The organism is Nitratireductor sp. XY-223 (assembly GCF_004959855.1).
Lineage (GTDB): Bacteria > Pseudomonadota > Alphaproteobacteria > Rhizobiales > Rhizobiaceae > Hoeflea_A.
In genome coordinates, this window is the sequence record NZ_SPNT01000003.1 from 89,038 (window position 1) to 115,723 (window position 26,686).

General features: G+C 62.9%; 17 protein-coding genes. 13 read left to right on the top strand and 4 right to left on the bottom strand.

What is annotated here, in order from left to right:
* Positions 1-69 precede the first annotated feature (69 nt).
* The 9 genes from ccmI to E4M07_RS12085 all read left to right on the top strand — a co-directional run bounded on the left by ccmI (position 70) and on the right by E4M07_RS12085 (position 12,323).
* Positions 70-1,212 carry a c-type cytochrome biogenesis protein CcmI gene (ccmI, locus tag E4M07_RS12045; protein ID WP_136658602.1) on the top strand — a complete coding sequence of 381 codons (1,143 nt, stop codon included), beginning with the start codon at positions 70-72 and terminating at the stop codon, positions 1,210-1,212.
* Complete coding sequence (ccmE, locus tag E4M07_RS12050; protein ID WP_136658603.1) at positions 1,209-1,652, top strand: cytochrome c maturation protein CcmE; 444 nt, start codon at positions 1,209-1,211, stop codon at positions 1,650-1,652. The genes ccmI and ccmE overlap by 4 nt, the downstream gene beginning before the upstream one ends.
* Before the next feature lie 9 nt (positions 1,653-1,661).
* Positions 1,662-3,644: a heme lyase CcmF/NrfE family subunit gene (locus tag E4M07_RS12055; RefSeq protein WP_136658604.1), complete on the top strand. Its 1,983-nt coding sequence runs from the start codon at positions 1,662-1,664 to the stop codon at positions 3,642-3,644.
* Positions 3,641-4,123: a cytochrome c-type biogenesis protein gene (locus E4M07_RS12060; protein WP_136658605.1), complete on the top strand. Its 483-nt coding sequence runs from the start codon at positions 3,641-3,643 to the stop codon at positions 4,121-4,123. Before E4M07_RS12055 ends, E4M07_RS12060 begins: the two co-directional genes overlap by 4 nt.
* A 44-nt stretch (positions 4,124-4,167) precedes the next feature.
* On the top strand, positions 4,168-5,406 hold the full coding sequence (locus E4M07_RS12065; protein WP_136658606.1) for an alpha/beta fold hydrolase: 1,239 nt from the start codon (positions 4,168-4,170) through the stop codon (positions 5,404-5,406).
* A 147-nt stretch (positions 5,407-5,553) separates the two neighbouring features.
* Entirely contained in the window at positions 5,554-7,092 is a 1,539-nt protein-coding gene (locus E4M07_RS12070) for a Do family serine endopeptidase (RefSeq protein ID WP_136658607.1), read from the top strand.
* A gap of 136 nt (positions 7,093-7,228) precedes the next feature.
* Positions 7,229-7,948, top strand: a complete 720-nt coding sequence (locus tag E4M07_RS12075) for a response regulator transcription factor (RefSeq protein WP_281404980.1) — start codon at positions 7,229-7,231, stop codon at positions 7,946-7,948.
* 7 nt (positions 7,949-7,955) lie between these two features.
* Complete coding sequence (locus tag E4M07_RS12080; protein ID WP_136658609.1) at positions 7,956-9,359, top strand: ATP-binding protein; 1,404 nt, start codon at positions 7,956-7,958, stop codon at positions 9,357-9,359.
* A 57-nt stretch (positions 9,360-9,416) separates the two neighbouring features.
* Positions 9,417-12,323: a bifunctional [glutamine synthetase] adenylyltransferase/[glutamine synthetase]-adenylyl-L-tyrosine phosphorylase gene (locus E4M07_RS12085; protein WP_136659180.1), complete on the top strand. Its 2,907-nt coding sequence runs from the start codon at positions 9,417-9,419 to the stop codon at positions 12,321-12,323.
* Between the two features lies 1 nt (position 12,324).
* Here E4M07_RS12085 and E4M07_RS12090 read toward each other — a convergent pair whose 3' ends face one another.
* Positions 12,325-14,655, bottom strand: a complete 2,331-nt coding sequence (locus tag E4M07_RS12090) for an ATP-binding protein (protein WP_136658610.1) — start codon at positions 14,653-14,655, stop codon at positions 12,325-12,327.
* Positions 14,656-14,869: 214 nt separating this feature from the next.
* Complete coding sequence (pepN, locus tag E4M07_RS12095) at positions 14,870-17,512, bottom strand: aminopeptidase N (protein WP_136659181.1); 2,643 nt, start codon at positions 17,510-17,512, stop codon at positions 14,870-14,872.
* 187 nt (positions 17,513-17,699) lie between these two features.
* On the opposite strand from pepN, the gene E4M07_RS12100 reads away from it, so the two are divergent.
* Together E4M07_RS12100 and E4M07_RS12105 are read left to right on the top strand one after the other, a co-directional pair.
* Entirely contained in the window at positions 17,700-20,009 is a 2,310-nt protein-coding gene (locus E4M07_RS12100) for a xanthine dehydrogenase family protein molybdopterin-binding subunit (protein WP_136658611.1), read from the top strand.
* 29 nt (positions 20,010-20,038) lie between these two features.
* On the top strand, positions 20,039-20,992 hold the full coding sequence (locus E4M07_RS12105) for a DMT family transporter (protein ID WP_136658612.1): 954 nt from the start codon (positions 20,039-20,041) through the stop codon (positions 20,990-20,992).
* Between the two features lie 15 nt (positions 20,993-21,007).
* Here E4M07_RS12105 and E4M07_RS12110 read toward each other — a convergent pair whose 3' ends face one another.
* Both E4M07_RS12110 and E4M07_RS12115 read right to left on the bottom strand, forming a co-directional pair.
* Positions 21,008-22,270 carry an MFS transporter gene (locus E4M07_RS12110; protein WP_136658613.1) on the bottom strand — a complete coding sequence of 421 codons (1,263 nt, stop codon included), beginning with the start codon at positions 22,268-22,270 and terminating at the stop codon, positions 21,008-21,010.
* Positions 22,271-22,511: 241 nt separating this feature from the next.
* Complete coding sequence (locus tag E4M07_RS12115; RefSeq protein ID WP_136658614.1) at positions 22,512-23,390, bottom strand: uracil-DNA glycosylase; 879 nt, start codon at positions 23,388-23,390, stop codon at positions 22,512-22,514.
* A 239-nt stretch (positions 23,391-23,629) separates the two neighbouring features.
* Here E4M07_RS12115 and E4M07_RS12120 point away from each other — a divergent pair, with 239 nt between their 5' ends.
* Entirely contained in the window at positions 23,630-25,297 is a 1,668-nt protein-coding gene (locus E4M07_RS12120) for an electron transfer flavoprotein-ubiquinone oxidoreductase (protein ID WP_136658615.1), read from the top strand.
* A gap of 120 nt (positions 25,298-25,417) precedes the next feature.
* On the top strand, positions 25,418-26,686 hold the full coding sequence (locus E4M07_RS12125) for an MFS transporter (protein ID WP_136658616.1): 1,269 nt from the start codon (positions 25,418-25,420) through the stop codon (positions 26,684-26,686).

Here is a 26,686-nt window from a genome sequence, read left to right on the forward strand (position 1 = left end):
TTGAACACCCGGCAGCCGGAAAATCGTCCGGTTCGGGGCATTTGAACAGGGTCTGACGCCTGAGCAATCATGATGTTTTGGGTCTTGGCCGCCATCCTGACGGTGGCCGCCACCATTAGCCTGCTGGTGCCGCTGGCACGCAGCGCGAGCCGGCAGGACGGGACAAATGAGCATGACGCGGAGGTCTATTACGACCAGCTGCGCGAGATCGATCGCGATATCGAATCCGGACTGATTGCCCAGGAGGAAGCAGAGTATGCCCGCGCCGAAGTCGGGCGGCGGCTGCTCAAGGCCTCCAAAACGGACTCACGGCAATCGCGGGCCCGCTCGCCTCTTTCAACGGCCGCACGCTACGTTGTGATCATCTTCCTGCCGCTGATGGCGGTGGTCGGTTACCTTGCCGTCGGCAAGCCCGGTATGCCGGCGCAGCCGCTCGCAGGGCGTATCGAGGCGGAGCCCGACGACGGCAACGACATCACCACCCTGGTGGCGCAGGCTGAAACCCATCTCGCCAGCAACCCGGAAGATGGCCGCGGCTGGGACGTCCTGGCCCCCATCTATCTCAACCTCGGGCGTGTTGCGGACGCCGAGACGGCCTACCGGAACGCGATCCGCCTGCTTGGTTCGACCGCGCCCCGCCAGGCCGGTCTGGGACGGGCGCTGATTACGCAGAGCGGCGGCATCGTGACGGCCGAGGCCCAGGCCGCGTTCCAGGCCGCCGAGGAACTGGAGCCCGGCAACCCGTTGTCCTCATTCTTCCTGGCGCTCGGTCTTGCGCAGGAAGGCAGATTTGCCGAAGCCAAGCTGGCTTTCGAAAGGCTTGCCGCCAATTCCCCGCCCGACGCGCCCTGGATGCCGCAGGTGAGGGCGCATCTGCAGGGCATCGACGCGAACCTGGCGGTCGCGGGCGAGGCGGCTCCCGGTCCGGATGAAGAGGACGTGGCGGCGGCCATGGAGATGAGCTCCGAGGAGCGCTCGGAAATGATCGGCGGCATGGTCGCCGGCCTCGATGCGCGCCTGCGGGACAATCCCGATGATCTTGACGGATGGCTGCGGCTGGTTCGCTCCTACATGGTGCTTGGAGAGCCGGAAAAGGCCGGCGATGCGCTCGGCCGGGCGCTGGAGAATTTCGAGGACGGCAGCGCGGGCCGGCTGGCACTTACCAGGGCGGCCGAGCAGTTCGGGTTGATACCGCAGAAGGTGGAACAATGACTCGCAAACAAAAACGGCTGGCGGTCATCGCCGGCGGCGTCGGCGTCATAGGCGTCGCCGTTCTGCTGGTGCTTTTCGCCCTGCAGGAGCAGATCGTCTATTTTCACTCGCCGACCGACATCGCCGAAAAACAGGTCAGCCCCGGCACCCGCATCCGGCTCGGCGGTCTTGTCGCCGAAAACTCGGTGACGCGCGGCCAGGGAACGGAAGTTGCGTTCGCCGTGACCGACACGGCAAACACTGTCAATATCACCTATAACGGCATCCTGCCGGACCTTTTCCGGGAGGGGCAGGGGGTCGTCGTCGAGGGTGCGTTCCAGCCCGGCAATACCCGGTTCGTCGCAGATACCGTCCTCGCCAAGCACGACGAAACCTATATGCCGAAGGAAGTCGCCGACAGCCTGAAGGAGCAGGGTGTCTGGCAGGGCGATGGGGAGTAGGACCGCACGATGATCGTCGAACTCGGCCACTACGCGCTTGTCATGGCACTCGCCGTCGCGCTGCTGCAATCGGTGCTGCCCGTCATCGGTTCGGTCCGCCAGGATGCCGGGCTGATGGCGATGGCGCCTGCGGCCGCCGTCACCTCTTTCTTTCTGGTGCTATTGGCTTTTGCCGCGCTGACGGCTTCCTATGTCACGTCCGATTTCTCGGTGCAGAATGTCTGGGAAAACTCGCATTCGCTGAAGCCGATGATCTACAAGATCTCCGGCGTGTGGGGGAACCACGAGGGCTCAATGCTGCTGTGGATCCTGATCCTGGTCTTCTTCAGCGCGCTCGTTGCCTTTTTCGGCGGCAATCTCCCGGCCGCACTGAAAGCCAATGCCCTGGCCGTGCAGGCGTGGATCACCTCGGCCTTTCTGCTGTTCGTGCTTCTGACGTCGAATCCGTTCCAGCGTCTCACCCCGGCGCCGATCGAGGGACGGGACCTTAACCCGATCCTTCAGGACGTCGGGCTCGCCATCCATCCGCCGTTGCTCTATCTCGGCTATGTCGGCTTCTCCATCTGCTTCTCATTCGCGGTGGCGGCGCTGATAGACGGGCGCATCGACGCGGCCTGGGCCCGCTGGGTGCGGCCCTGGACGCTGGCTGCTTGGACGGCGCTGACGGCCGGAATAGCCATGGGCTCCTACTGGGCCTACTACGAGCTGGGCTGGGGCGGCTGGTGGTTCTGGGACCCGGTCGAGAATGCCTCATTCATGCCCTGGCTTGCCGGCACCGCGCTGCTGCACTCCGCGCTCGTTATGGAAAAGCGCGAGGCGCTGAAAATCTGGACTGTGCTTCTCGCCATCATCACCTTCTCGCTGTCACTGCTCGGTACGTTCCTGGTGCGCTCCGGCGTTCTGACCTCGGTCCACGCCTTCGCCACCGACCCGACCCGCGGCGTATTCATCCTCGGCATCCTGGTGATTTTCATCGGCGGCGCGTTCACACTGTTTGCATTGCGCGCGCAGTCGCTCAAGCACGGAGGGCTCTTTGCTCCGGTTTCGCGCGAGGGCGCGCTCGTCCTCAACAACCTGTTCCTGACGACGGCGACGCTGACGGTCCTGGTCGGGACGCTCTATCCGCTCGTCCTCGAAGCGCTGACCGGCTCCAAGATCTCGGTCGGTCCGCCGTTCTTCAACCTGACCTTCGGCCCTTTGATGGTGCCGCTGCTGCTGGCGGTTCCCTTCGGGCCGCTGCTTGCCTGGAAGCGCGGCGACCTTCTTGCCGTGTGCCAGCGGCTCTATGCGGCCGCCGGCATATCGCTGCTGGTGGCGCTGGCGGTGGTCTATTTCTCGACCGGCGCACCGGTGATGGCGGCCCTCGGCATCGCCATCGGCGCCTGGCTCATCTGCGGCAGCCTGACGGATCTCGCCTACCGCGCCGGCGCCGGCCGTGCCGGCCTGCCGGTCATGTGGCAGCGTTTGAAGGGACTGCCGCGTTCGGCATTCGGCACGGCGCTTGCCCATTTCGGACTGGGCGTTTCCGTCATCGGGATCGTCGCCGTCACTGCCTTCTCGACTGAACAGGTGATGACCTTGAAACCGGGCGAGCAGGCGGTCAGCGGGCCGTTTGCGCTGGAGTTCGAGGGGCTGCGTCCCAACACCGGCCCCAACTACACCGAACTGCAGGGCCGCTTCGCCGTGTCCCGCGACGGCGCGCAATTTGCAACGATCACCGCCGCAAAGCGCGTCTACACGGCGCGGCGCATGCCGACGACGGAGGCCGGAATCCTGACGATCGGGCCAAGCCAGCTTTACGTGGCGCTCGGCGACGAAACGCCGGACGGCACGGTGGTGCGGATCTGGTGGAAGCCGTGGGTGACTTTCATCTGGTTCGGGACCGTGTTCATGTCCGTCGGCGGGATTGTGTCGCTTCTTGACCGCCGCCTCAGGGTGGGTGCGCCGGCGGCGAGCAAGGCGCGCGCCGCCACCGCGGGGCAGGCGACATGAAGCACCCGGCCGTCCTCATTCTCGCTGTTCTGCTTGCGATACCGGCCCTCGTGCTGCCATCCGGCGCTGTGACGCCGGACGAGGTGCTCGACGACCCGGTGCTGGAACAGCGCGCCCGCGACATCTCCGCCGGTCTGCGCTGCCTTGTTTGCCAGAACCAGTCGATCGACGATTCCGACGCGGATCTCGCCAAGGATCTCCGGGTCCTGGTGCGGCAGCGGCTTATGGAGGGCGACAGCGACCAGGAAGTTGTCGGCTACGTGGTGTCGCGTTACGGCGAGTTCGTTCTGCTGAAGCCCCGTTTCTCGGCGCGGACGCTCGTCCTGTGGGCGACCCCGGCCGTCATACTCCTGGGCGGGCTTTTGTATCTTGTGGTCAGCGCGCGCCGGCGCAGGCCGGTCTCGGATGCCGTGCCCCTGACGGAAGCCGAACAAGCCGATCTCCGGAAAGTTTTAAGTTCGCGTGATCACGATAGCTGATAGTCTCGCGCCCGGATTTCAGCGCATTGACCGGGAGCAGGGACATGACGGCGACATCGATCAAATCAGAGTTCAGCGGCCATTCCGGCGCGACGCTCGCGGCGCGCATCGACATTCCGGCGGGTCACGTACGCGCCTATGCGCTCTTCGCTCACTGCTTTACCTGCACAAAGGATATTCTGGCGGCCAAGCGCATTGCCGCGGAGCTTTCGCGCGCCGGGATAGCGGTTATGCGCTTCGACTTCACCGGTCTCGGATCGAGTGAAGGCGAGTTCGCGTCGACGAATTTCTCGTCGAATGTCGCCGACCTGCTTTCGGCGGTCGATTACATGCGCGACAAATTCGAGGCGCCGTCCATTCTGATCGGCCACTCGCTCGGCGGCGCCGCTGTGCTGGCCGTGGCCGGCGACGTTCCGGAAGCCAAGGCGGTGGCGACGATCGGCGCGCCGGCCGACGTGGCCCATGTCGTCCACAATTTCGGAACCAAGATCGAGGAGATCGAAAGCCAGGGCGAGGCAACCGTGCAACTGGCCGGCCGGCCGTTCACGATCCAGAAGCAGTTCCTCGACGATGTCCGCCAGAACGTTCTGACCGAGCGCATCGCGTCCATGCGCAAGGCCCTGATGGTGCTGCATTCGCCCATCGATCAGACGGTCGGGATCGAGAACGCGGCGACCATATTCACAGCCGCGAAACACCCCAAGAGCTTCGTGTCGCTCGACAATGCCGACCATCTTGTCAGCCGTGCGCAGGATGCATCCTACGCCGCCTCGATCATTGCAACCTGGGCCTCGCGCTATCTCGAGGAAGACGAGCCGCAGGGACTGACCGAGGTCGAGGCGGTGCGTGTCTCGGAGACGGGCGAGGGGAAGTTCCAGAACACCGTTCACGCCGGCAGGCACCGGCTCTTTACCGATGAGCCGGTCAGCGTCGGCGGGCTCGATTCGGGACCTTCGCCCTACGATTTCCTGTCTGCCGCGCTCGGCGCATGCACGTCGATGACGCTGCGCATGTACGCCAATCACAAGAAGGCCGATCTCGGGCGAATCACCGTCGATGTCTCGCACGCCAAGATTCACGCCAATGACTGCATGGAATGTACCTCGGAAGAGCAGCAAAAGGGCGGCCGCATCGACCGGTTCGAGCGGGCGATCACCATCGACGGCGCCGTCGCCGACGAACTGCGCGAGAAGATCGAGGAAATAGCCGACAAATGCCCGGTTCACAGGACTTTGGAGGCATCTTCAAAGGTGGTGACGAGCGTTTCGGTGAATGACGCTTAGGCGGCAAATCAGGATACAATCCGCCCTTCGCGCGGGAGAATTCCGAAGATTACAAATTTGTCATATTTTGGATAGGCGACCGTAAGGTACGCCTCACTATCTCTTTTCATAGAGAGGGGACTGAACCGTCAGTCAAAGGACCTTTTTATGTCTAAGAGAATTTACCGCGTGACCTCCCGCCACGGTTTGCTGACCACAACAGCCGTTCTCGGCCTGGCCGCGGCGATGATGGCAAGCGGCATTCCGGCTAGAGTTCAGTCGGCATACGCCGATGCCGTAAGAGTGCAGGCTCCCGATGAGCCCGGCTTCGCAGATGTGGTCGAGGCCGTCACCCCGGCGGTCGTATCCGTTCGGGTCAAGTCCGACATCAAACCCGTTTCATCCAACAGCTTCAACTTCGGCGCGCCGGGCATGGAAAACCTGCCCGAGGACCATCCCATGCGCCGGTTCTTCCGCGAATTCGGCCAGGGCAGCCCGTTCGGTGACCGTTTCGGCGAGCGTGGCGACCAGGATCGTCCCGAGCAGCGCATGCCGCGCGCCCGCCCGGTATCGCAGGGGTCCGGTTTCTTCATTTCCGACGACGGATTCGTGGTCACCAACGCCCACGTGGTCGACAATGGGTCAGAGTTTGCCGTCGTCATGCATGACGGCACCGAGCTCGATGCCGAGCTGATCGGCAAGGACGCCCGCACCGATCTGGCTGTGCTCAAGGTCGACAGCGATCAGACCTTCACCTATGTCAGCTTCGATGATGACGACAAGACGCGCATCGGTGACTGGGTGGTTGCCGTCGGCAACCCGTTCGGTCTCGGCGGCACCGTCACGGCCGGCATCGTATCGGCACGTGGCCGCGACATCGGCGCCGGGCCCTATGATGATTTCATCCAGGTCGACGCGGCGGTGAACCGCGGCAACTCGGGTGGGCCGACCTTCAACCTCGAAGGCGAGGTCATCGGCGTCAATACGGCCATTTTCTCGCCCTCCGGCGGCAATGTCGGCATTGCTTTCGCGATCCCCGCATCGCTGGCAAGCGAGGTCGTTGCCGACCTGATGGACAAGGGCACGGTCGAGCGCGGCTGGCTTGGCGTGCAGATCCAGCCGGTTTCGGCCGACATCGCCGAATCGCTCGGTCTGAGTGAGGCGAAGGGCGCCCTGGTCACGGAACCGCAACCGGACTCGCCGGCACTGGAAGCCGGCCTGAAATCCGGTGATGTGGTTACGGCGGTCGACGGTGAACTGGTCGAAAGCCCGCGCGATCTTGCCCGCAAGATTGCCGGTATCTCGCCCGGCGAAGATGCCGAAATCACCGTCTGGCGCGAAGGCGACACACGCACGCTGAAGGTCGAGATCGGCACCCTCAAGGAGCCCAAGAGGGCAGCGGCCCTTGCCGGCCCGCAGCAGAACGACACCGGTGAATCCCTTGAGGAGTTCGGTTTGACCGTAAAGCCGGCCGATGATGGCAACGGTCTGATGATCACCAAGGTCGAGCCGGGCAGCACTGCCGCCGACCGCGGAATGCGCGAGGGCGACATCATTGTCGCCGTCAACAATACGGATGTTCAGTCCGCCGATGACGTGGCCAAGGCAGTGGACGCTGCCACCGAGGCCGGTCGCAAGGCGGTTCTGTTTCAGCTGAGCAACCAGGACAGCAGCCGGTTTGTAGCTTTGCCGGTGTCTGTCGGTTGAACAGATCGGGTGGGCGGTCATTAATGTCGCCCCCGGCCAACCGCCCGATTCTGTGGACAGCGGGTCTCCCATCGACCCGCTGTCCTTTTATTTGACGATGCTTGAGAGAACTGAAGCCAACCAGAACTGATGTCTTATGGTTTGTTTTTCCCCAGAATATTCGCCTAATATACCGGATATGAAGATTCTGGTTATTGAAGATGACCTTGAAGCCGCGGCTTACCTGGTGAAGGCTTTCAACGAGGCCGGCATCGTCACCGATCATGCCAGCGACGGCGACCTCGGTTATTACCTGGCGACGGAAAACAACTACGACGTCATGGTGATCGACCGCATGCTGCCCAAGCGCGACGGACTGTCGATCGTCAGCGAGCTCCGGGAAAAATCGATCGACACGCCGGTGCTGATCCTGTCGGCGCTCGGCCAGGTGGACGACCGGGTGACCGGCCTTCGTGCCGGCGGCGACGATTATCTGCCCAAACCCTATTCCTTTTCGGAGCTGCTGGCGCGCGTCGAAGTGCTTGGACGGCGCAAGGGCATGCGCGACAACGACACCGTTTACCGGGTCGGCGATCTCGAGCTCGACCGGCTTGCCCACGAGGTGCACCGCGCCGGACAGAAGATCAACCTGCAGCCGCGCGAGTTCAGGCTGCTCGAATACCTGATGAAGCACGCCGGGCAGGTGGTGACACGCACCATGCTGCTCGAGAATGTCTGGGATTACCACTTCGATCCCCAGACCAACGTCATCGACGTTCACATCTCCCGCCTGAGATCCAAGATCGAAAAGGGGTTCGACAAGGCGTTGCTGAGAACGGTCCGGGGTGCGGGTTACATCCTCAAAGCCGACGGTTAGGCCGGCCATGAGCCGTTTCAGAGCCCTGTTACGAACCACGGCGGTGCGCATGTCCGCGCTCTATCTGGGCCTTTTCGCCATTTGCGCCGTGGCGCTCGTCTTTTATGTCACCGACCTGACCTCGAACCTGCTCACCTACCAGACGAAGCAGGTCGTTCAGGACGAGCTGAAGGTCCTCGGCAATTTCTACAGGCGCGGCGGCGTCTCCATGCTGATCGGCCATATCGACCGGCGCTCGCGGGAGCCGGGCGCCAATCTCTACACCATCGCCGCGCCGAACGGCGAGATCCTCGCCGGCAATGTCGAGAGCCTGCAGACCGGCGTCCTCGAGATCGAGGGCTGGACCGAGCGACCGTTTTCCTACCGCCGCTTCTACCAACCGGAGGGCACGCCCGGCCATGCGGCCCTGGCCGAGGTGATCTTCCTGCCCAACGGCATGCGGGTGCTGGTCGGCCGGGATCTGGGCGAGCCGACGAAATTCCGCTCGATGGTGCAAAGGTCGCTCGCCATGGCGCTCGGCATCATGGTGATCGGCGCCCTGATCATCTGGTTTGTTATCGGCCGCGGCGCCCTGCAGCGCATCGACCGGGTCTCCCAGGCCAGCCAGAAGATCATGGCCGGCGATCTGAGCCAGCGGCTTCCGGTGAGTGGATCGCATGACGAGTTCGATCGGCTGTCCGAAGCGCTCAATGCCATGCTCGGCCGCATCGACAAGCTGAACGTCGGGCTGCGCCAGGTATCCGACAACATCGCGCACGACCTCAAGACCCCGCTCACCCGGCTCCGCAACAGGGCCGAGGCCGCGCTGGCCGGCAAGGAGGACGCGGACGCATACCGCGCGGCGATGGAGGAAATGATCGAGGAATCGGATCAGCTGATCCGCACGTTCAATGCCTTGCTCATGATCTCCCGCGTGGAAGCCGGCGCCGCGGTGGCCGAGCTGAGCGAGGTGGATCTCACCCAGATCGCACACGATGCAGAAGAACTCTACGAGCCGGTCGCCGAGGAGGCGGGCGTTCGCCTGGTCACCGAAATCGGGGACGGCATAAAGGTAACCGGCAACCGTGAGCTGATCGGCCAGGCGCTCACCAACCTGATCGACAACGCGATCAAATACTGCACGGACGGCAAGGGCCCGCCCGAGGTGGAACTGCGGCTTGGCCGCGAGGACGAAACCGTCGTCCTTTCCGTGCTCGACAACGGGCCGGGCATACCGGAAAACATGCGCGACGACGTCGTGAAGCGGTTTGTACGGCTCGACGAAAGCCGCACGAAACCCGGCACCGGACTTGGCCTCAGCCTCGTCGAAGCGATCATGGGGCTGCATGGCGGCCGCCTGGAGCTTGTCAATTGCGATCGGAGCGAGCAATGTGGATTGTGCGCCCGGATGGTGTTTGACAGGCGGAGTTAGGATTTGATCAGCACAGGAGCGGCGGATGCCGCGACCGTTGCCGAATACGGCCGGCCGATAAAGGCCGTATCGCCAGAAGCTTCCCAGGAATTCTTGATTGACCTTCGCAATTTGGCGGCGGATCAGGCTGATTTAGAAGAATTTTTGGACACGCAGTCGCCACAGAGGGAGCTTCTCCTCGGTGCGGCAGCCCTGTCACCCTATCTGCGCGATATCGCGCTGGCCCACCCCGAATGCATCCTGCCGACCTTCGTCACCAAGCCGGAGGTCCTGCTCGACGGACTGGTGGAAAGCGCCATGAACGCGTGGCGCGAGAACTCGGCGGAAGCCGATCTGATGCGCCGGTTGCGCGATCTGAAGCGGCGGCTGGCCTTTTCACTGGCGCTCTACGATCTCGGCCGCATGCTGGAAACACGCACAATCACCGCCTGGCTCAGCGCCTTTGCCCGCGCCAGCGTGTCCGCAACGGTCAACCATCTGCTGCACACGGCGCATGACGCCGGCAAGCTCGTTCTGAAGGATGCGGACAATCCCAGCCGCGGATCCGGTCTCGCGGTCATCGGCATGGGCAAACTCGGCTCAAGCGAACTGAACTACTCGTCGGATATCGACCTGGTGGTGATCTACGATCCGCAGGCCGCCATCGTCAATGACCGCAACGAGGCAACCGATGTCTTTTCGCGCCTGGTGCGGCGACTGATCCACATATTGCAGGAGCGGACGGGCGACGGCTATGTCTTCCGCACCGACCTGCGCCTGCGCCCGGATCCGGGCTCGACCCCGCTGGCGCTGCCCTACGAGGCGGCGCTGCATTACTACGAGGGCAGGGGCCAGAACTGGGAGCGCGCGGCCTATATCAAGGCCGACGTCGCGGCCGGCGACTTGCAGACCGGAAGCGCCTTTTGCCGCGACCTGACGCCGTTCATCTTTCGCAAATACCTGGATTACGTCGCCATTGCCGACATCCACTCGATCAAGCGGCAGATCCACGCCCACAAGGGCTTCGGCGAAATCTCCGTCTATGGCCACAATGTCAAACTCGGCCGTGGCGGCATCCGCGAGATCGAGTTCTTCGTGCAGACCCAGCAACTGATTGCCGGCGGGCGCATGCCGGCGCTGCGCACCAGGCCGACCGAGGCGACGCTTGCGGCGCTGGCCGAAGCGGGATGGATCGACCGCGAGACGGAGGCGTCGCTGAGGGATGCCTACTGGTTCCTGCGCGACGTCGAGCACCGGATCCAGATGCGCCGCGACGAGCAAAGCCACGTCCTGCCCGACAATGATGAAGAGCTGGAGCCGATCGCGCTCATGATGGGCTTTGACGACACGGACGGCTTCGCCGCGCAGCTGCGGGCGACCCTGAAACTCGTCGAGAAGCACTACGCCAGGCTCTTCGAACACGAAAAGGGCCTGACGGCCGGCAACGGCAACCTGGTCTTCACGGGTGACGACGATGACCCCGGAACCATCGAAACGCTCTCCCGCATGGGCTTTCAGCGGCCCTCCGACATGTCCCGCGTCATCCGCACCTGGCACTACGGCCGCTACCGCGCCACCCAGACCGCCGCCGCCCGCAAGCGCCTCACCGACCTGATGCCGGAACTGTTGCAGATTTTCGCCGACACGGGGCGCCCCGACGAAACCCTGTTGAAATTCGACGCCTTCCTGTCCGGCCTGCCAGCCGGCATCCAGCTGTTTTCGCTGCTCGGAACCAATTCCGGGTTGATGTCGCTGCTCGTCAGCATCCTCGGCTCCGCGCCGAAACTCGCTTCCGTGATCAGCCGCAAACCGCATGTTTTCGACGGCATGCTGGATCCGACACTGCTTGCCGAACTGCCGACACGGGAAGTCCTTTCCGAACGCCTTGAAGCGTTCCTGGACGGCGATTTCGTCTATGAGGAGGTTCTGGACCGGCTGCGCATTTTCGCCGCCGAACAGAAGTTCCTGATCGGCGTGCGGCTCCTGACCGGCGCGATCAATGGCGAACGCGCCGGGCGCGCGTTCTCGCACCTGGCGGATCTGACGCTGAAGGCCGCGATTGCCGCGGTCCGCACCGAGATGGAGGCCGCCCACGGCCGGGTCGATGGCGGCACGCTGGCCGTGGTCGGCCTCGGAAAGCTCGGCAGCCTGGAAATGACGGCCGAATCCGACATCGACATGATCCTGCTTTATTCGCACGATCCCGAATGCATGGAATCGGACGGCAAGAAGCCGATCGATCCGGTCCGCTACTACACCCGGTTCACGCAGCGGCTCGTCGCCGCGCTGTCCGCACCGACAGCGGAAGGCGTCCTTTACGAGGTGGATCTGCGGCTGCGGCCCTCCGGAAACAAGGGGCCCGTGGCAACGCATATCAGGGCGTTCCGCAAGTATCAGCGCGAGGAAGCGTGGACGTGGGAGCACATGGCGCTGACCCGCGCCCGCATCGTTGCCGGCGACCCTGATATCGCCGCCGATGCAGAGGCCGTTTTCGCCGACGTCCTGTCCCGCTCTCGCGACATTGAGAAAACCGCCGCGGACATCGAGGAGATGCGCAAGCGCATCGAAGACGAGAAACCCGCCAAGAATATCTGGGACCTGAAGCTCATTCCCGGCGGGCTGATCGATATCGAGTTCATCGCCCAGTTCCTGCGCCTGCATGCCGCGCGTCTGGAGCGGGACGGTCCGTCGCCCGGGACGCGCACCAAATCGCTTCTGGAAAACCTGGCGCCGTCGATGATCGGCGAGGATTCGGCGGCGACTCTGATGGATGCGCTGAAGCTGTACACCCAGATATCCCAGGTCATTCGCCTTTGCCTCGAAGAGCGCTTCGATCCGGAGAGCGCGCCGCTTGCCTTTCGCGAACTGATGCTGCGCGGCGTCGACTTTCCCGATATCGGCATGCTCGAGGCGCATCTGAAGGAAACGTCGGGAGACGTGCGGGCGATCTTCGAGAAGACCATCTGCCACAGGCAACTGCTCTAGATTAGCGGAACTTCCTGTGCGGGTTGAACGGCAGGCGCAGGGATACGATCGTTCCGACATCCGGCGTCGAGCGGATCTTCATGGCGCCGCCGTGCAGAGCGACCAGCGCCTTGGAGATCGCCAGCCCCAGCCCGGATCCGCCGCGGCTCTTGGAGAACTGGTTCTGGACCTGTTCGAAGGGCTGGCCGATCCGCTTGAGCGATTTCTTCGGAATGCCGATCCCCGTGTCCTCGATGGTCAGTGTCACGGCGTCGGAATACTTGCGGGCGCGCACCGAGATGTGCCCGCCGTCCTCGGTGAATTTCGTCGCATTGGACAGAAGGTTCAAGAGTACCTGCTTGATCGCCCGCCGGTCCGCATGCAGCGTCAGGCCGGCGGATATCTTCGAATCCAGCGAAATGGACTTGGCTTTCGCCTGAACCGCGACGAGGCGCAGCGTCTCTTCGATCAGCGGCGCGATGTCGATCCGCTCGCACGCCAGTTGCAGCCGTCCCGCTTCGATCTTGGACATGTCGAGAATGTCGTTGATGAGGCCGAGCAGGTGTTTGCCGCTGTTGTTGATGTCGTTGGCATATTCCTCGTACTTCTCCGAGCCGAGCGGTCCGAACATGCGGTTCTGGAGGATTTCCGAAAACCCGATAATGGCGTTCAGCGGCGTGCGTAGTTCATGCGACATGTTTGCCAGAAACTCGGATTTGGCCTTGTTGGCGGCCTCCGCGCGGTCCTTTTCAGCCAGGAACTTGGCATTCAGCTCGCTGAGTTCGACGGCCTTTTCCTCGAGCCGGCCCTGCGAGGCCGACAGGTCGCCGATGCTTGCCATGAGCCTTCGCTCAGAGTCGCGCAGCCGGTCCTGGTGGCGCTTGAGCTGCGTGATGTCGGTACCGACCGAAACCGAACCGCCCTCGCGGGTGGCGCGCTCATTGATCTGCAGCCATCGCCCGTCCGCAAGCTGCACCTCCAGGCTCTTTGCGTCGCTGTAGCCGTCGGAAGCCGCAACGGACTTTTTGACGACCGGCCGTCTCGTCGCCGCAAGCACCTCGGACTTGGCGGTGCCCGGGCGCACGGCGTCGTCGGGAAGTCCGTAGATGCGCTGGTATTTCGAGTTGCACATGACAAGACGGTCGTCGCGATCCCACAGGACAAAGGATTCCGACGTGCTTTCCACGGCGTCGAACAGTCTCTGGTCGGCTTCCACCGAACGCTGGGCAAGCCGCTGCTGTTCCGTGACATCCATGGCGATGCCGATCAGGTGCATCGGCTCGTCCGCGTTGTGTGTGATCTGGCCGCGCGCTCTTAGGAGGATGTAGTGGCCGTCCGCGTGGCGCATGCGGAACGTGTGGTCGATCTGGGTGACCTGTCCGCGCGCGATGGACCGGGCCACCTCGTAAAGGCTCTTGTCGTCCGGATGCATCAACTGCGTCACGTCCCGGTAGGAAAGCACGCAGTCGCGCGGCGCCCGGCCGAGGATTTCGTACATCGAGCGCGACCAGTAGAGACGGCCCAGATCCAGGTCCCAGTCCCAGAGCCCGCAGCGGCCGCGCGACAGGGCCGTGTCGACCCGGTGGTGCGCCTCGAGATAGATCGCGTCGGCATCACGGGCGCGCGAGGCCTGGGTGAAATAGGCATAGAGGATGACGAGCAGGATGCTCGATGTCGCGGCGAACAGGGTCACGTTGAGCGAGACTTCCTGTTTCCAGGGCTCCAGGATGCGCGCCGCCGGCGTCAGTGCGGTCACCGCGCCGACGCCGCCCGGCAGGTTTGCCTGCGCGGCGTAATAGGTCCGTTTCCCGTATCTGATCTTGTGGACGCCGGCCCGCACGCCGAACAGGCGCAACGGCGATGACGACGGTAAAACCTGCTCCAGGCTCTGTCCGACAAAGCGGTTTCCGCTGGATGTCGCCGCAAAGATGCGGCCGTCCGCGTTCGACATCATCAAAAACCGGCCGTCCGTGATCAGCGTGGCCGGCACCGCATCGCTGATTGTCAGCTCGACGTTCCAGCGGTGCATGGATTTGAAGGATTCAGTCTCGGCCGCGAGCGCCGCCGCACCGGCAAGGGCCGTCAGCGCGGTTGCCTGCTTCGCGTTGCTCTCGAGCTGGCCGCGCTCGTTGAGCAGATCCGTCATGCGCGCCGCGGCGATGACGATCAGGAATAAAACGATAAGGACCGGTATCGAGCGCTTGAGGACCGGTTCCGCCTTGACGAGCCTGCTGTAGGCCGGCTTTGCAAACAGTTTCGCATGCCCGGCCAGTTCCGAACGCCAGTCCGGGCCGTCCCGTAGACTGGATAGACTCTCCCCGTCAGTAGCGCCCGCACGCCGCGCTTCTGCCATGTGTCCCACCTTATAATTTTTAAGTGATTCGGCCGCCGCATGTCCGAACCTGCCCTAATGAATCAAAGGTGATTCGCCTTGTCCAGCCCTGTTGTTAATTCTTTTTTAACTCTTTAAAAACGCAGCATAATTTTGATTGTTGCGGGCGCTTCCGCCGTTTTGCAATGCGAAAGAACCGCGTCAGGAAAGCAAATCACCCGATTGATTTTCCGGCTTATTGACCGAGCGTCCTGTCGGTGATGTCCCGCACATCGGGGGAAAGGGACGATTGCTGCGCGATCGTGGCAAGCGCAGCCCGGGCTTTTTCCTGGCGCACCGGTTCGAGCGATTTCCAGGAACGCATGGCCGTCAGGATACGCGCCGCGACCTGTGGATTGCGCTGATCGAGATCGATGATCTGTTCGGCGAGGAACTCGTATGCGGCGCCGTCGGGCAGATTGAAACCCGTCGGGTTGCCCGCGGCGAAACTGCCGATCAACGCCCGGACTCGGTTCGGGTTCTCGATCGAAAAGTGCCGGGTGCCCATCAGCCGCATGACGCGCTCGAGGGTGTCGGGGCCGGGGATCGTCGCCTGGATCATCAGCCACTTGTCGATGACGAGCGGATTGTCGCGGAAGCGCAGTTCGAATTCCGCCAGCGCTGTCTCGGCGCCCGCCGATCCGGGGAAGCGGTGAACCAGGATGCCGAGAACGCCGCTCATGATCGTCATGTTGTCGGCAGAGCGGATGATCGGCAACAGCGCGTCGGGCGGCAGAGCCACATGTGTCAGGTAGCCGAGGCCGGCGAGATAGAGGGCACGCCGACCGGCGTTGTCCGCATCCGGGCTGTAGCGGCCGCCGGGCATGATGTTCTCGATGATGCCCTCGAATGTCTCGCGGCCGCGCGATGCGATGCCGTCGATGACGGATTTGCGCGCCGCAAAGATCGCATCGGGATCGATTCCGGTGCCGATTTCACGGGCAATGTCGGCCTCGCCCGGAAGGCTGATCGCCTGGCCGCGCAGCGCAGGCTCAAGGGCATCGTCATTTGCCGTGGACAACAGGCTGTCGATCAGGGCATCGCCGCAGCCGACGGACTGGCCGTCGCGTATCGCGCCGGTCGCTGCGATCAGTTCCCGCATCGCCAGTTCGCTGAGCGCCTGCCATCGCGAGTACGGATCGGTCTCGAACCGGGCGAGATGCGCGAGATCCGATGACGATTGCTCGTACCGGATGTTGATCGGGGCCGAGAAGCTCCGGTTCAGGGAGAGCGATGGCCGCGCGCCGATATCCTCGAAGACAACGCAGTGGCTGCGTTCCCTGACGTGCATAACATCGCCGCTGACATCGATGCCGGCGACGCTGTGCGCCGCGATCTCCTTGCCGTCCGGATCGAAAAGCCCGAAACGCAGCGGGATATGCATTTGTTTTTTCCCGTCCTCACCGGGCGTCGGCGGAACCGATTGTTCGATATCGACGGTGAGCTTCTTGGCCGATGCGTCGAAGCGCGACGCAATGGATAAAACGGGCGTTCCGGCCTGGTGGTACCAGACGGAAAACTGGGAAAGATCGGTTCCGTTGGCATCCTCGAAACAGGCCAGGAAATCCTCGATCGTCGCCGCATCCCCGTCGTGGCGGGTGAAATAGAGATCAAGCCCCCGTTTGAAGTCTTCGGCACCGAGGATGGTGGCCAGCATGCGCACCACCTCGGAGCCTTTTTCATAGACCGTCGCCGTATAGAAATTGTTGATCTCGCTGTATCGCACCGGCCGCACCGGGTGGGCGAGGGGGCCGCTGTCCTCCGGAAACTGATGTGCCTTCAGCAGGCGGACCTCGGCGATGCGTTTGACCGGCCGAGACCGCATGTCCGCCGAGAACTCGTGGTCGCGATAGACCGTCAGGCCTTCCTTGAGACAGAGCTGGAACCAGTCGCGGCAGGTGATGCGGTTTCCGGTCCAGTTGTGAAAATACTCGTGCGCGATGATCGCTTCGATATTGGCGTAGTCCGTATCGGTCGCCGTGTCCGCGTCGGCCAGCACGTATTTATCGTTGAAGATGTTGAGGCCCTTGTTCTCCATGGCGCCCATGTTGAAGTCGGACACGGCGACGATCATGAAGACACTGAGATCGTATTCCCGGCCGAACCGTTCCTCGTCCCATGTCATGGCGCGCTTGAGCGCGTCCATTGCGTAGGCTGCACGGTCTTCCTTACCGTGCTCGACATAGATTTCCAGTTTGACCGGCTTGCCCGACGCGGTGGTGAAGTCGTCCCGGACCACGGCCAGGTCGCCGGCGACCAGTGCAAAAAGATAGCTCGGCTTGGGATGCGGATCCTGCCAGACGGCATAGTGCCATCCTTCGCCAAGCGCGCCGCTTTCCTTCGGGTTGCCGTTGGACAGGAGCAGCGGCGCGTCTTTCTTCGGTGCCTCGATCCGCGTCGTGTAGGTCGCCAGCACGTCCGGCCGGTCGAGGAAATAGGTGATGCGGCGAAAGCCCTCAGCCTCGCACTGGGTGCAATAGACGCCGTTGGACCGGTAAAGGCCCATCAGCTTGGTGTTTTCCGCCGGCGCGACCTCCGTGACGATCTCCAGCGTAAAGAACTCCGTTGCCGGAAGGTCCCGGATCTCGAGCCTGGATGGCGAGGCATCGAACCTGCCGCTGTCGGCGGTCCGCCCGTCGATCTTGAGATCCACGAATGTCAGTTCGTCGCCGTCGAGGACGAGCGGCGCATCGCCGCCGGAGCGCCTCCGCAGCGCGATACGGCTGGTGACCACCGTCCTTGACGCATCGAGCCGGAACGTCAGGTCGACGGTCTCGATCTCGAAATCCGTCGGTTTGTAGTCTTCGAGACGAACTTCCTGTCCGGTTCTGGTCATAATCCCTGTTCCGTTCCGCTGGGCGTGCTCGTTGCTGTAGTCTCCAACGGGTTGTGCCGTCAACACAATCCCGAAGGGCAAGCGACGATTGAAATCGGTGCTTGTGGTGACAATGCGCCGGCCACGCCCTATAAAGGGATCAGGACGCGGTTCCTGTTCCATTCCGGTTCTCCAACGCACAGGTTTGTCGATGAATATTGTGACTCCGAAATTCGGCGTCGGGGCCTCCGCGCTTCGAAAAGAAGATGATGCCCTGGTCCGAGGCAAGGGCCGTTTTTCAGACGATTTCAACAGGCCGGACCAGCTATACGGCTACGTGCTGCGTTCCCCCTACGCGGCGGCAAATTTCAAGATCGCATCGGTCGCGGACGCCGCGGCCTCGGAGGGCGTGCACCTGGTCATGACCGCCAGGGATGTCTCGCACCTCGGCAGCATCCACTGTTTCACGCCCGTAAAGCAGCCCGACGGAACCAAATGCGAGCTGCGCGAGACGCCGATCCTGTGCGACGGCCAGGTCCGTTATGTCGGCGACGCGGTCGCCTTTGTCGTCGCCGAGAGCACGAAACAGGCGCAGGACGCCGCCGAACTGATCGAAATCGAATGGGACGATGTCGAAGCCGTTGCTGACATGGAGGCGGCGCTCGGCGACGACGCACCGCTGCTTTGGCCGGAACTCGGATCCAACCGGGTCTATCTCTACGAGCAGGGCGACGAAGGCGAAACGGCCGCGGCTTTCGAGAAAGCCCATCACGTTACGGAAATCTCCTTCGTCAACAACCGGCTTGTGTCCAACTTCATGGAGCCGCGCGCGGCGCTGGCCGAGTGGAACCCGCAGGACGAAAGCTTCGAGCTGATCATGGGATCGCAAGGCGTCCACGGCATTCGCAACACGCTCGCAAACCATGTCTTCGACATGGACCAGGAGAAGATCCGGGTGATTTCCGGCGATGTGGGCGGCGGCTTCGGAACGCGCGTTCACAACTACCGCGAATATCCGCTCGTCATGGAGGCCGCGCGCCGGCTGGACCGCCCGGTCAAGACGCTGGCCGACCGGTCCGAGCATTTCATGGCGGATGCGCACGGGCGCGACAATCTCGTCAATGCGAAGATGGCCCTGGATGAAGACGGCCGTTTCCTGGCGCTCAGCATCGATGTAAGGGCCAATATGGGCGCCTATCTCAGCGGTTTCGGGCCGAGCATCCCGCTGTTCGGCGCCATGATGGCCACCGGTGTCTACGATATTCGCAAGCACCACATGCGCATCCAGGGCGTCTATACGAACACGACGCCCGTGGACGCCTATCGCGGCGCCGGCCGTCCGGAAGCGGCGCTGCTGCTGGAGCGGCTCGTCGATGCCTGCGCGCGCGAGACCGGCATCGATCCGGCCGAATTGCGCCGTCGCAATTTCATCCGGCCCGAGCAGTTTCCTTACACCACCGTTTCCGGCCGCAAATACGATGTCGGCGAATACCAGGGACACCTGGACATGGCCCTTGAACGGGCCGGGTACGCGGATTTCGAGGCACGCGCAGAGGAGGCGCGCAAGCGCGGCAAGATCCGCGGTCTGGGTCTTTCCGTCTATATCGAGGCCTGCGCCTTCACCGGATCCGAGCCGGCACATCTGCAGCTCAACGACGACGGGACGGTCACACTTTTCATCGGCACCCAGACGAACGGGCAGGGCCATGCGACCGCCTACAGCCAGTTCATCGCCGACCGTATCGGCATCGACTTCGACAAGATCATCGTCAGACAGGGCGACACCAACGATCTGTCGAAAGGCGGTGGAACGGGCGGCTCGCGCTCGGTGCCGCTCGGCGGTGTGTCGGTCGACCGCGCGGGCGAAATGCTCGCCAGGCAGATGCGGCAGATCGCGTCCGACCAGCTTGAAGCGGCGGTCGAGGACATCGAACTGGTGAATGGAGAGGCGCGCGTCGTCGGGACGGACCAGAAGATCAGCTACGAGGGGCTCGCCGAGGCCGCCGAAGACAAGGAGCAGTTGAAGGCGGTCGCAGACATCAAGCAGGACGAGGCGACCTATCCCAACGGCACACACATCTGCGAGATCGAGATCGACCCGGATACGGGAAAGGCGGAGATCGTTGCCTACAATATCGTCGACGATTTCGGCGTGGTGGTGAACCCGGTCCTGCTGATGGGGCAGATCCACGGCGGCGCCGTCCAGGGCATCGGCCAGTGCCTTCTCGAAGGAGCGGAATACAGCGACGACGGGCAGTTGCTGACGGCGAGTTTCATGGACTATGCCATGCCGCGCGCCGACAACATGCCGTCCTTCAGCTTCGAAACGCGCAATGTGCCGTCGACGACCAATGCCATGGGTATCAAGGGTGCCGGCGAGGCCGCCACGATCGGCGCCTGCCCGGCGGTGCTTAATTCCGTGATCGATGCGCTCGACCGCGCCTACGGCATACGCCACATCGAAATGCCGACGACCCCGCACCGCATCTGGTCGGCGATCCAGGAGGCAAAGGGCGCGTGAGCGCCGTGCGTTCCGACAAAGAAAGAACCATGGGCGAAGCATCGCTGGACGACGGACAGACGAGCGCGCTGACCGGCATCGTGCTCAAGCTGACATCGGTCGTTTTCTTCGTTGCCATGGCGACATGCATCAAGGCGGCCGGAGACGGTGTCCCGGCCGGGCAGATTGTCTTCTTCCGCTCGTCGATGGCGATGATCCCGGTGTTCCTGTATCTCGCCTGGCGCCGGCAGCTTCACACCGCATTCCGCACCAGGAATCCGATGGGTCATCTGTGGCGCGGTCTTGTCGGCGTCTCCGCGATGGCTTGCGGCTTTTACGGCCTCACGCAATTGCCGCTTCCCGATGCGATCGCGCTCGGCTATGCGCGGCCGCTGCTGATGGTGGTGCTGGCGTCGCTGGTGCTCGGTGAAACGATCCGGGTCTACCGGTGGTCGGCCGTCGCGGTCGGCCTGGTCGGCGTCCTCGTCATCTCATGGCCGTTGCTGACGCTTTTCGACGGCGGGTTCTGGCAGAGCGGCCAGACGCGCGGCGTTGTCGCCGTGCTCACCTCCGCGTTCCTCGTGGCTTTTGCAATGATCCTCGTGCGGCGCCTGATCACCACCGAAAAGACGCCCACCATCGTTCTTTATTTCTCGCTTTCGGCGACCGTGCTCTCACTGGCGACCATACCCTTCGGGTGGGTGCCGCTGGATACGCCGGCGCTTATCTTGCTGGTAAGCGCGGGGGTACTTGGCGGCCTCGGCCAGATTTTCCTGACGCAAAGCTACCGCCATGCGGACGTCTCGACCATCGCGCCGTTCGAATACACATCCATCGTTTTCGGCATCGTCGCCGGCTATTTCCTGTTCGGCAACGTGCCGCAATGGTCGATGATCATCGGAACTGCGATCGTCATCGCGGCAGGGCTGTACATCATCGTGCGCGAACACCGGCTGGGCGTCGAACAGAAGGCGGCGCGCCGGTTCACCACGCCGCAGGGCTGACCTGGTTTCATATGCTTATTCGGCGGCCGTTTCCGTCTCATCGCCCAGTTCGACACGCGGATCGAGCTCGTAGGTCTGCGGCGTCTGGGCGCGGTCCAGCGGGATCGCCTGGAACTCGACGCGCTCCTCTTCCGATGCCTGCGGGCGGCGGAAGCTGCGGAAATAGGCGTAGCCGCCATAAAGCGCGAAGGATGCTCCCATCACGGTAAACAGCGCCTGGTTGCCGAAATTGTCCATCAGCAGGCCCGAGATCGGCGGTCCGAACATCGTGCCGCCGCCATAGACGATCAGCAGGCCGCTTGACGTCGAGACGAATTCGTCGGCTTGCGCATAGTCATTGGCGTGGGCGACGACGAGTGAATAGATCGGATACATCACCGCGCCCAGCAGCAGGACGAAGACCAGGAACAGGTAGATATTGGACGTTCCGACCAGCAGGTTGAGCACACAAGCCGCCACGCCGATGACGCCGGCCAGGGCCATCACATAGCGCCGGTCGATGCGGTCCGACATGCGGCCGAGCGGGAACTGGAACAGCGCGCCGCCGATCATCGCGACCGCCAGCATTGTCGCGCCGGTCGCGGTCGAGAGCCCGTTGAGCTGCGCGAAGACCGGAGCGAGGTTGTTCCACGCGCCGGTGATCACGCCCGCCAGTGCGGCGCCGACGACGGCCGCCGGCGATTTTCGATAGAGCGCGAAGATGTTGACGGAAACCTGCGTCAACGGCTGCGGCGACTGGGCGTTGGACAGCCCCGTCGGCATCAGTGCGAGTGCGAAGACGATGGCGCAGACCATGAACAGCGACGCCGTCAGCGGGTTGCCCAGCGGCACCATGAACTGTCCCAGCATTACGGCGATCATCGCAATGACCATGTAGACCGAAAACACCGTGCCGCGCGTCTCGTTGGTGACCCGTTCATTGAGCCAGCTCTCGATCACCATGTAGCCGCCGGCGATGGAAAAGCCCGTCAGGCCGCGGAAGAGGATCCAGGCGGCCGGGTGGACGATGAGCGCGTGCATGAGCAGCGAAATCGACATCAGCGCTGCCAGAACGGCAAAGACCCGGACATGGCCGACACGCAGCACGAGGCGCGGCACCGCCAGGCAGCCTGCCGTGAACGCGATGGCATAACCGGTTGCGATCATTGAGATTTCGAAAGTCGACCAGCCCTCCTGCACGGCCCTCAATGGTATGAGGTAACCGGAGAGCCCGACGCCGAGCAGCATGAAGAATGCCGACAGGAGAAGGCTTGCAATCGGAACAATGCTGCTCGTCATAACATCAACTTTCCCGTACGCGGTCTTGGTCAGGAAGCGCTCAAATGCCCGATCGGGCTGTCCGTGTCGGAAATGCGCCACCCATTCCTCGAAATCTGCCGGAAAGTTGCGAAAAACGCGCCCTTATTCGCGACATGGATCTCAAAAAGCAATGGGCCGCACGGCAAGGCCGAACACCCGGAAAATCATGTTGGATTGCCGTCAGGCCGCCTGCCGCAAAAGCGCTGGGGCAGACACGCGATTAGCCGGAAAACCGGTCCAAACGATCGCGCACGGACAGGAAATCCTGCCAGGACAGTTTCTTCGCCGCCGGGTTGCGCAACAGATAGGCCGGATGCAGCGTTGGCAGGGCCGGGATCGCCGTGTCGCTATTAGGATGATATTCAGACCAGGTTCCGCGCAGCGACAGGATACCGCGCGTGGTGCCGAGCAGCGCCTTGGTCGAGACATTGCCGAGGAACACGACGACCTTGGGACCGACCAGTTCGACGTGACGCTCGATGAAGGGGCGGCACAGTTCGATCTCAAGCGGCGTCGGCGACCGGTTGCCCGGTGGGCGCCAGGGGATCATGTTTGTGATGTAGCAGCGGGTCCGGTCCAGTTCGATTGCCTTGAGCATCTTGTCCAGCAGTTGGCCGGCCCTGCCGACGAACGGCAGGCCCTGGCGATCCTCGTCGCGACCCGGTGCTTCGCCGATGAACATGACGTCCGATTGCGGGTTGCCGTCGGCGAAGACGGTGCTGCGCGCGCCGAACCTGAGATTGCAGCCGTTGAACGATGCCAGGGCCTCGCGCAGGGCGTCGATCGACTGGGCGTTGCGGGCGGTTTCCCGGGCATCGGTGATCGCGGCTTCGTCCGGAACGGTCGCCTCGGGCTGTTGCGGCGAGGGGGGCTGTGCCGGCACCGGCTTCTCGGTGGCACTGGCCGCTGGCGGCCGCCGGGCTTCCTGGTTGGAGGGCTTTTTGGCGGCCGCTGCAGTTCGGGCACGGGATTCCTCGAAACGGTCGACTGTGCTTTCCTCGACCGCACTGTCAACGCCCGCTTCGGCATAAAAATGCAAAAGGGCCGCCAGTTCGTCGGCCGTCGGCGCCCGTGCCGATTTTTCGTCTCCGCCTGTCATGGACGGATTGTAAGGCGTCGCGACAGTGAATTGAAGCGCCGGCGGTGGATATCCCCTGCGGCTCCGGGTCTGCCGCGACAAATTGCGCGCAACACCGATTACTATTGACGTTTACGTCAAAGTAAATCATGGAAATCCCGGCAGAATGATTCTAAATGATTGCACTGCGGTACCCGAAACGCTATTGGCCAGTGTCGGAACGGCCTCTGGGCAACCCGATACTGCGGAGGAAATGAAGTATGAGCGACGAACTCGAATTGCCTGAGCGCGAGGGCATGGAATTCGATGTGGTCATCGTCGGAGCAGGTCCGGCGGGGCTCGCGGCGGCCATCCGCCTCAAGCAGCTCAATGAGGAGCTTTCAGTCGTCGTGCTGGAAAAAGGCGCCGAGGTCGGCGCGCATATCCTGTCCGGCGCGGTGGTCGATCCGGTCGGCGTCGATCAGCTGCTGCCCGACTGGCGCGACGATCCCGAGCATCCGTTCAAGACGCCGGTCACCCAGGACCATTTCCTGGTTCTCGGTCCGTCAGGCTCGCTGACCCTGCCGAATTTCATGATGCCGCCGCTGATGAACAACCACGGCAACTACATCGTGTCGCTCGGCAATGTGTGCCGCTGGCTGGCCGCCAAGGCGGAGGAACTCGGGGTCGAGATCTATCCGGGATTTGCGGCGACGGAAGTGCTCTACAATGATGACGGAGCGGTGATCGGCGTGGCGACGGGCGATATGGGCGTCGGTCGCGACGGCAAGCCCGGGCCTAACTTTGCGCGGGGCATGGAGCTCATGGGCAAATACGTTCTGATCGGCGAGGGTGTCCGCGGATCGCTCGCCAAGCAGCTCATCGCGCATTTCGCACTGGACAAGGACAGCGAGCCGCAGAAATTCGGCATCGGCATCAAGGAGCTGTGGGAAGTCGATCCGTCGAAGCACAAGCAGGGCCTTGTGCAGCACTCCTTCGGCTGGCCGCTCGACGGAAAGACCGGCGGGGGATCGTTCCTCTATCATCTCGAGGACAACCAGGTCGCTGTCGGCTTCGTCCTGCACCTCAACTACAAGAACCCGTATCTGTCTCCCTTCGAGGAATTCCAGCGCTTCAAGACCCACCCGGCCATCGCCCCGACTTTCGAGGGCGGAAAGCGCATCGCCTATGGTGCGCGTGCAATCACCGAGGGCGGATACCAGTCCGTTCCAAAGCTGACTTTCCCTGGCGGCGCGCTGATCGGCTGCTCGGCCGGATTTGTGAACGTGCCGCGTATCAAGGGCTCCCACAATGCGATGCTGTCCGGCATGCAGGCTGCGGAACAGGTAGCGTCAGCCATCGCCGCGGGACGCTCCGGCGACGAACTCAGCGGTTATGACGAAGGCTGGCGCAACAGCGAAATCGGCAAGGACCTGAAAAAGGTCCGCAATGTCAAGCCGCTGTGGTCGCGCCTTGGCACCGCCGGCGGCGTCATGCTGGGTGGTTTCGACATGTGGTGCAACACTTTGTTCGGCTTTTCCATCTTCGGCACGATGAAGCATGGCAAGCCCGACTACGCATCGCTCGAGCCGGCATCGAAACACAAGAAGATCGACTATCCAAAGCCGGACGGCAAACTGACATTCGACCGGCTCTCGTCGGTTTTCCTGTCGAACACCAATCACGAGGAAGACGAGCCCGTCCATCTTCAACTGCAGGACGCCCCGCTCCAGAGGAGCTCGGAATACGATGTCTATGCAGGTCCGTCGACGCGCTATTGTCCGGCCGGCGTATACGAATGGGTGGCGGAGGACGGCCGCGAGCCGCAATTCGTCATCAACGCGCAGAACTGCGTGCACTGCAAGACCTGCGATATCAAGGATCCGAACCAGAACATCAACTGGGTGCCGCCGCAGGGCGGCGAGGGTCCGGTCTATCCGAACATGTAGCCGCGGGTCCGCTTTCGCGCTCTCAAGGCGCGGTGGTTGTATAGCGCGAGAAATGTGCTCGTAATCCGGCCGGTAAACTGCTTTGATGCGGAACCGTTGCGGCCGGATTCGGAGGACAATATGGGTATATCGCGCTTCGCGCTCCTGATGGTGGTGTTCATCGACATCATGGGGCAGGGCCTGATGTACCCCCTGATCACCGCGATCCTGTTCAGCACCAGTCGGGAGTTTCTCCCGCACGACATGCCGGAGGCGGCGCGCGAAGTGCGCTACGGCATAGTCATCGGGCTGTTCTTCATCTCCTGGTTTTTCGGCGCGGCTTTCATCTCCAAGCTGTCCGACTATATCGGCCGCAAGTACGGGATGCTTATCTGCCTGACCGGAATGCTGACCGGCTACGTGCTGACCATCCTGGCGTTGATGACGTCCAGCTTCATCCTCCTCGTCGCCGGCCGCATTGTCGCCGGCTTCACGGCGGGCAACCAGCCGATCGCCCAGGCCGCGCTTATCGACATGGCGAAGGACACGGATGAAAAGAACCGGTTTATGGGCTACATCGCCGCCGCCGCTGCCGCCGGCCTGATGGGCGGGCCGATCATCGTCGGCGTGCTGGGCAGCAAAGAGGTGCTCGGTGACTTCGCCTCGCTGGAGCTTCCGACCTACTTTGCCGCGTTCATCGTGCTTGTGAATCTTTTGCTGATCCAGTTTTTCTTCAAGGAGACGCTCAAAAAGCGGCGCAAGGTCGATTTCGGCCTCTCCGAGGTGTTCCTGACCTTGTGGCGGGTCGCCAAACATCCGGTCGTTGCCCGGGTCGGCGGTGTCTTCTTTTTCGCGGTCCTCGGCCTCAACTGCTTCTTCATTTTCCTCGACAACTACGTGGTCGCGAAGTTCAGTTTCGGGACCTTCTCGTCAAGTGCGATCATCGTCGCGGCCGGCGGTGCGATGGCCTTCAGCAGCACCTTTCTGTTGGCGCCTGTCCTTGCCCGTTTCAGTCAGATCAGGACCATTGCGGTGACCGTGATCATCATGGCCGTGTTCCTGGCGCTGTTCATGGTCAATCCGTTCCCGGATCTGTCCTTCCTGCTGGTGCTGCCGATCCTCGCCGCCTTCGCGATCACCTATCCGACCCTGCTGCTGATGTTTTCGGAAACCGTCGACGAGACGCAGCAGGGCTGGGTCATGGGCGTGTCGATCGCGCTTTTCACACTGGGATCGGGATCGATTTCACTGGTCGGCGGGCTGACCATGGCGGAAAACCGCGATCTTCCCTTCATGATCGGACTTGGCGCCTTTGCGGTCGCATTAATCCTGGTCGCCACCGCCTGGCGCTCCGACAAGGTGCTCCGGCTCGATCCGAAGAACCGCGAAGCGGAGCCGGCCGAGGCCTGA